The following is an 8,156-nucleotide window of genomic DNA, read 5'->3' as shown; positions in this document are numbered from 1 at the left end:
CCCGCAACCCCCGCCTTTGTCGCACTGGCATCCTCGGGAGGGGCCTCAAGCCGATGGCTTTCCATGCACTTTGCTCCTTGCTCTTGTTGCATCCATGTCGCGGCTTTGTCGCACGGAGAAGCCGTGCAACTGTCGTACAGCAGGTGTGAACATCAGAGATATGGAAGATGTTCTTTCTGGAATTCGGACATGATTTTAGAAGTACCCAATCCAACTGTATCCAACCTGATGGTCGGTTCGGTGGGTGCAAAGGATTATTGATGAAGATGCCGGAAAGAACCGCAGCCACCCACGCTCTTGCGCTGCTCCTGTCGGTCGCGGGTGTTGTCTTGCCGATGGTTCCGGCCATGGGGCAGACACTGCCCAACGCCGGCTCCCTGCAACGGATGCTGCGGGACGGCGTGCCCGACCTCGCCCCGCAGCGGCCGCCGGTGGCACCAGCCGCACCGGAGGAGACGCCGGACACCGGCCCCCGCCTGCTGGTGAAAGGCTTTTTAATCGATGGCGCGACGCTGATCCCACAGGCCGAGCTTCAAACACTCCTGCGCGGTCGTATCGGCAAGGAGCAAAGCCTGCGCGATCTCCAGGACGCGGCACGGAACATCGCCGACGCCTACCGCGATCGCGGCTATTTCGCCCGCGCCTTCCTTCCGGCCCAGGATGTCATCGACGGCATCGTGCGCATCCAGGTGGTCGAGGGGCGCTTCGGGCGGGTGATCCGGCAGGACGAGTCGACCCGCACCGATGGGGCCTTCGTCGAATCCGTGGTCGCCGCCCGCTTGAAGCCGGGAGAACCCTATTCCCTGGTGGATCTTGAGCGCGGTCTTCTGCTGGCCAACGACCTGCCGGGCGTCAACGCGGACGGTACCCTGAAAGCCGGGGCCGCGCCGGGCACCAGCGATCTGGAGCTTACCGTCCGCGACGCGCCGGTCGCCACGGCCCAGATCGGCGCCGACAACGCCGGCACGCGGAGCACCAGCCGCTACCGCACCAACGCGGGGCTGTCGCTGAACGGCCTGACCGGGTACGGCGACCAACTGGCAGTCAAGACGATCGCATCGACCCGGTTGACCTATGGCCAGGCGGGGTGGAGCGTCCCGCTGGGGCCGGACGGCTGGCAGGCCGGGCTGCTGATGACGGCGCTTCGTTACCGGCTCGGCGGCCCATACGAGGATAGCGATGGGCACGGAATCGCGCTCACACAGGGTGCCTCCGTCTCCTTTCCGCTGATCCGCAGGTCGGCGGAGACGCTACGGCTGCGCGCCTCCTACGAGCATGGCCGCTTCGATGACGACGTCCTCGGCGAACCCCTTCACCGCAAGCGGATGAACAAGGGCAGCCTGGCAGTGGTGGGGGACCGATCGGACGGCTGGGGCGGCGGTGGTCTGAGCAGCTATCAGTTCGTGCTGACCAGCGGCGTCCTGGATCTGTCGCGGCTGGCCGCCGACCTTGCCTTGGACGCGCAGTCGAGCCGCAGCGACGGCCGGTTCACCAAGCTCTCCTTCGAGGTCCAGCGCGATCAGGCGCTCGCCACCGACCTGTTTCTCCGCGCCCGCATCGCCGGCCAATGGTCCGGCGGCAATCTCGACAGCTCCGAGCAGTTCGCCCTGGGCGGTCCGGGTGGTGTCCGGGCCTATCCGGTCAACGAGGCGTCGGGGGACAGCGGTCTCCTTGGTAGCCTGGAGCTGCACCGGCCGTTCACCGAGGGCTGGGCCTCCGGTCTCGACCTGTTCGGTTTCGTGGACGCCGGCGTGATCCGCCAGCATGCCGACCGATGGGACGGCTGGGACGCACGCGGCGACATCCCCAACAGCTACCCGCTGTTCGGTGCCGGCGTCGGCGCTTCCTACGCGGTGTCGGGGCGCCTCGGCATCGCCCTGACCGCCGCGGTGCCGGTCGGGGCGAACCAGGGGGCGGCTACCTCAGGCTACAACCAGGATGGAAGCCGGACCGGTCCCTGGGTCTGGTTCTCCGTCACCACGATGTTCTAGGTGTGAGGCGACGATGTATGATCACGGCGGCATGAACCGGGCCTACCGGCTGATCTGGAACCGCGCCAAGGGGCGATGGGTCGTCGCACCTGAGACAGCGAAGGGAGGCGGATGGACAGTCGGCGCCGTCGCGGTTGCCGCTCTGATGGCATCCACCGGCCCAGCGCGGGCGGAACCCGCCACGACCGCTCTGCCAACGGGCGGGCAGGTGGTCGCCGGGTCGGTGAGCATCGGCGCCAACGGCTCCAGCATGACGGTGACGCAGCAGTCGGCGCGCGGCATCGTCAACTGGAAGAGCTTCGATGTCGGATCGGACGCCAGCGTCACCTTCAAGCAGCCCGACTCTTCGTCGGTGACCTTGAACCGGGTGACCGCAGGAGCGGGCAGCGTGATCGCCGGCAAGCTGTCGGGCAACGGCAAGGTCTATGTCGTCAACCCCAACGGCGTGCTGTTCACGAAAACCGCGCGGGTCGATGTCGGCGGGCTGGTCGCCTCGACCGCCGATATCGCCGACAACGACTTCATGGCCGGGCGGGAGGTGTTCACCAGCAACGGTGCCACCGGCTCGGTGATCAATCAGGGCACGATCAATGCCGGCGACGGCGGTGCCGTCGTGCTGATCGGCGGCACCGTGTCGAACCAGGGAACCATCAACGCCCGCAACGGCAACGCGGTGCTGGCGGCCGGCGCCAAGGTGACGCTGGATGCCGGGGCGAACGGCCACCTGAAGATTGAGGTTGACGGAGCCACCACGGCGGCGCTGGTGGAAAATGGCGGCCTGATTTCCGCCAGCGGCGGACAGGTGGTGATGACGGCGAAGGGCGCCAGCGAGGCGGTGTCCTCCGTGGTGTCCAATACCGGCACCGTCGAGGCGCAGACCCTGGGGGCGCGGGCCGGCAAGGTGGCGCTGCTGGCCGGGATGAAGGGCGGCGAGGTCAAGGTCGCCGGAACCATCGACGCATCGGCCCCTTCCGGCGGTAATGGCGGGGCGGTGGAAACCTCCGCCGCCAAGGTGACGGTGGCCCCATCGGCCAAGGTGACGACGCTGGCGGCCAAGGGCAAGACCGGCAACTGGCTGATCGACCCCTACAACGTGACCATCTCCACGGCGGCGGACAGCGGGGCCGGCTTCACCGCCACCGCCGACGACACGGTGATCAACGTCACCACCCTGACCAACGCCCTGGCGTCCACCGGGGTGACCGTTTCGACCGGATCAAGCGGCAGCCAAGCCGGAAACATCACGGTGGCGGCGCCGATCAGCTGGAGCGCCAACACCACCCTGACCCTCAACGCGGCGGGCAGCATCGCCATCAACAAGGACATCACGGCGACCGGAACCAGCGCCGGCCTGAGCCTGACCTATGGTGGTAATTACATCCTCGGCGGTGGCGCCCGCGTCACCCTGTCGGGTGCGAGCGCCGCGCTCAGCCTGAACGGGTCCGCCTATACGCTGGTTCACGATGTGACGGCGTTGCAGAGCATGAGCGGCGGCGGGCTGTACGCCCTGGCCGACGACATCGACGCGTCGGCCACCAGCACATGGAATTCCGGTGAGGGTTTTGCGTCGATCACCGGCTTCACCGGCACCCTGGCTGGCCTGGGACACGCGATTGACGGGTTGACCGCCAATAGACCCTTCAGCGACCCCGGTGGGCTTTTCGATATTACGTCTGGAACCATACGGGACATGACCCTGTCCAATGTTTCAGTTATCGGATTTACCCGAGCTGGGGGGTTAGCCAATCGGTTGAGTGGCGCGACGGTCAATAATGTCCACGTCACCGGAAGCGTCACCACGAACAGCAGCGGCGGCCAAACCGGGGGGTTGGTCGGCTGGTCCGATCAGGGTACGATTACCGGCTCGTCTTCCACCGCGACCGTCACGGGTTCCGGCGAAGTCGGTGGACTGGTCGGGCGTATGCGCGGCGGATCGATCACCGATTCTTATGCGACAGGAACCGTGACCGGCACATCCACCTATGTCGGCGGATTGGTCGGGAGCGTCCAGCAGGTGTCGGGCAGCACCCTGACCAATGTTTATGCCAGCGGGGCCGTAACCGGCACGACCAGCGTCGGCGGTTTGGTCGGCGGTTCCCTCGATGGCAGCGCGGTGACGACGACCAACGGCTATTGGGATGTGAATTCCACCGGGCAGAGCAGCAGCAACACCGGCACCGGCATCGCCAACACGAACGCCTTCACCCAAGCGACCTATACCGGATTCGACTTTACCAATAAATGGGTGATGCTGGCCGGCGAGACGCGGCCGATGCTGCGCAGCGAATATTCGACCGTTATCTTTACGCCGCACGCCCTGCAATTGATGCAGCAGGATCTGACCGCCAGCTACAAGCTGGGCGCCAACCTGTCGATGACGCCGGCGTTTACCGCCAGCGGCGGCTATTATGGCGACGTCTGGGGTTCAGCCGGTTTCAGTCCAGTCGGGTACTTTTCGGGCAATTTCAACGGCCAGAGCCACACCATCGCCGGGCTGACCATCAACCGCGGTTCGACTCAGGAAGTCGGATTGTTCGGCGTCTTGACGGGGGCGGTTTCCGATGTCGGTCTCGTCGGCGGCAGCATCACGGCCAGTGACATCAGCGGTTCGCTGGTCGGCAGTATTTCATCGACGGGTACGGTGACGCGCAGCTATTCGACCGCCTCGGTCTCGGGCACCGGCAATTTCATCGGTGGTCTGGTCGGGATGAACGATGGCGCGATCTCTCTGTCCTCCTTCGGCGGGGCGGTGACCACCACCGGTTCAGTGGTTGGGGGCTTGGTCGGCGGCCTTCTTTCGGGGACCATTTCCGATTCCTACGCCACCGGCTCGGTCAGCGGCGCGAATTGGATCGGTGGCCTCGTTGGCGCCATGTATGGCGGGACAATAAGTCACGCCTATTCTACTGCCAGGGTCTCTGGGCCTGGAAATAAGGGCGGACTGACTTCGGGAGGCACCGGAACCGTCACCGAAAGCTACTGGGACAGCCAGACCTCGGGAACAGGCGTTGGCCCAGGGACGACCAGAGCCACGGCCCAATTGCAGGGCAGCCTGCCCACCGGTTTTTCATCCGCCATCTGGGGCACCGGGACCGGCCTTTACCCCTATTTCAAATGGCAATACAGCGCGACGCCTGTCGCGGTGACGGGAAGGGCGTACAGCGACGCCGGCACCACCGCGCTGGCCGGGGCGACGGTCACCGCCATCTCGAACGGTGTCTCGCTCGGCTCCGCCGTCACGGGGGCCAACGGCTATTACTACATCCTCAAGCCGTCCGGGTCGATCAACGCCAACGGCGCGCTGGCCTATCTCGACAATCAGGCGACCAAGGCGGCCGCCTTCAAGGACACCGTGGCGGCGACCGGCGTCACCGGCCTCGACATCTACGGCTCGTCCATCCATCTGGTGACCGGCAAGAGCAGCCTGAGTGCCACCAGGACGGCCTACAGCGCGACCTACGGGTCCTACAGCGACACCGATCTGTCGTCGTTCCTGTCGTCCAGCTCGTTCAATACGCTGACGACCGCGGCGGGCTATGGCGTCTATCTCAACGCTTCATCCGACTATTCCCTCGACACCACGCTGGGCTCGACAGGGCTGCTGTCGCTGACCAGCGGCGGAACCTTCGGGGTCAGCGGCACGGTCGGGTTGAGCGCAGCCGGCGCCTTGTCGGTGAACAGCCCGCTGTCGTGGAGCGACACCTCGACCCTGACGTTGGCCACGACCAGCAGCGGCAACATCACCCTGGGCAATACGGTCAGTGGGACGTCGGGAACGCTCAATATTTCCGCGGGCGGCACGGCGACTTCCAGCAGCAGCGTGAGCGTCGGCACCTTCGCGCTGACCGGCGGCTCCTGGAGCCAGATCGCCTCCTCCCTGCCCAGCTTCAGCGCCACCGATTTCCGCCTGACCACCAGCGCCAGCTTCATCCGCGCCAAAAGCGGTGATGGCTCGGCGGCGACCCCTTACACGATCGCCGACGCTTACGGTTTGCAGGGGATGGCATCGACGGCGCTGGCGACCAAGAGCTTCAGGCTTGGCAATGACATTGACGCCAGTGGAACGGCCAGTTGGAATTCCGCGGCCGGTTTCGTTCCGGCCGGCGACGGCACGACCGCTTTCACCGGTGCCTTCGACGGGCAGGGATACGCCATTTCGGGGCTGACGATTGCCCGACCGACCACCGATTACGTGGGTCTGTTCGGCGTCATCGGTGCCGGCGGTACCGTCAACAACGCGCGCTTGTCGGGGACGGTTTCCGGGCGAAGCTATGTCGGCATGCTGGCCGGACGGAACCAGGGGGTGATTTCGGGAAGCTACAGCACCGGCACCGTTGCCGGGAGTGCTAACGGCTCCTATGTCGGCAATCTGGTGGGCGAGAATAACGGCGGAACCATCGGTACATCCTTTGCCACCGGGTCGGTCAGTGCGGGCGGCTCCAACCTGGGTGGGCTGGCCGGGGCCAATGATGCCGCCGGCAGCATTCAAAACTCCTATGCCACCGGGGCGGTGAGCGGTACGCGTAGCGGTTCAGACCACATCGGCGGTCTGGTCGGCTTGAACAGCGGCACCGCCACTGTCACCAACAGCTACGCAACCGGTACGGCGGCCACCAGCGGATCGGGGACCAACATCGGTGGGCTGATCGGGCAACTGACCGGCGGGGCGGCCAGCGGCAGCTTCTGGAACACCTCCAGTTCCGGCCTTGGCGTCGGCGTCGGTTCCGGGACGGTCGCCGGGGTCACCGGGCTCGATGCCGCCGGCATGAAGACGCTGTCGAACTTCACCGCCGCCGGCTGGAGCGCCGACGATCAGGGCGGCACCGCAACGACGTGGCGGGTCTACGACGGCTATACGGCGCCGCTGCTGCGGGGGTTTCTGACCAGCCTGACGGTGACCGGCGGCAGCGGCACAAAGACCTATGACGGCAGTGCGAGCACCACCAGCGCCGGCACGCTGACCTATGCGCCAGGGGGCTACAACACGGCTCTGGTCAGCGGAACAGCGCGCTATATCGCCAACAGCGCCGATGCCGGCACCTATTCCGGTGGCGCGTACACGCTGAGCGGGCTCTATTCCAGCCAGGCCAGTTATGACATTGCCTTCGCGCCCGGCGCGCTGACGGTGAACCAGGCGGCGCTGACGGTGACCGCCAACAACGCCAGCAAGACCTACGACGGGTTGGCCTACAGCGGCGGCAACGGCGTCAGCTACAGCGGCTTCGTCAATGGCGAGACGGCGGCGGTGCTCGGCGGAGCGCTGGCCTATGGCGGCACCGCACAGGGCGCGGTGAACGCCGGCACCTACACGCTGACCGCGTCCGGCCTCAGCTCCGCCAACTACGCCATCTCCTACGCGCCCGGCGCGCTGACGGTGAACCAGGCGGCGCTGACGGTGACCGCCAACAACGCCAGCAAGACCTACGACGGGCTGGCCTACAGCGGCGGCAACGGCGTCAGCTACAGCGGCTTCGTCAATGGCGAGACGGCGGCGGTGCTCGGCGGAGCGCTGGCCTATGGCGGCACCGCACAGGGCGCGGTGAACGCCGGCACCTACACGCTGACCGCGTCCGGCCTCAGCTCCGCCAACTACGCCATCTCCTACGCGCCCGGCGCGCTGACGGTGAACCAGGCGGCGCTGACGGTGACCGCCAACAACGCCAGCAAGACCTACGACGGGCTGGCCTACAGCGGCGGCAACGGCGTCAGCTACAGCGGCTTCGTCAATGGCGAGACGGCGACGGTGCTCGGCGGGACGCTGGCCTATGGCGGCACCGCACAGGGTGCGGTGAACGCCGGCACCTACACGCTCACCGCGTCCGGCCTCGCCTCCGGCAACTACGCCATCTCCTACGCGCCCGGCGCGCTGACGGTGAACCAGGCGGCGCTGACGGTGACCGCCAACAACGCCAGCAAGACCTACGACGGGCTGGCCTACAGCGGCGGCAACGGCGTCAGCTACAGCGGCTTCGTCAATGGCGAAACGGCGGCGGTGCTCGGCGGAACGCTGGCCTATGGCGGCACCGCACAGGGCGCGGTGAACGCCGGCACCTACACGCTGACCGCGTCCGGGCTCAACTCCGGCCACTACGCCATCTCCTACGCGCCCGGGGCGCTTACGGTAAACAAGCGGCGCTGACGTGAACGCCAACAACGCCGGCAAGA

Annotated in this window: 2 protein-coding genes; both read left to right on the top strand. The window is 66.5% G+C overall.

Annotation, left to right across the window (positions count from 1 at the left end):
• Positions 1-347: 347 nt before the first annotated feature.
• Positions 348-1,991: a ShlB/FhaC/HecB family hemolysin secretion/activation protein gene (locus I71_RS23070; protein WP_211098424.1), complete on the top strand. Its 1,644-nt coding sequence runs from the start codon at positions 348-350 to the stop codon at positions 1,989-1,991.
• A gap of 13 nt (positions 1,992-2,004) precedes the next feature.
• Positions 2,005-8,130 (top strand): MBG domain-containing protein, encoded by a 6,126-nt coding sequence (locus I71_RS23065; RefSeq protein ID WP_049976271.1) that lies wholly within the window; start codon positions 2,005-2,007, stop codon positions 8,128-8,130.
• The last annotated feature ends 26 nt before the right edge of the window (positions 8,131-8,156 follow it).

It is taken from the genome of Azospirillum sp. B506 (assembly GCF_000333595.1).
In the GTDB taxonomy this organism is placed as follows: Bacteria; Pseudomonadota; Alphaproteobacteria; order Azospirillales; family Azospirillaceae; genus Azospirillum.
The sequence above is the reverse complement of the archived record's forward strand: the minus strand, read 5'-3'. Positions and strand labels throughout refer to the sequence as shown.

Coding starts and splice junctions, on each gene's coding strand:
- I71_RS23070 (WP_211098424.1), top strand. CDS start 348: ATGGGGCAGACACTGCCCAACGCCGGCTCCCTGCAACGGATGCTGCGG.
- I71_RS23065 (WP_049976271.1), top strand. CDS start 2,005: ATGTATGATCACGGCGGCATGAACCGGGCCTACCGGCTGATCTGGAAC.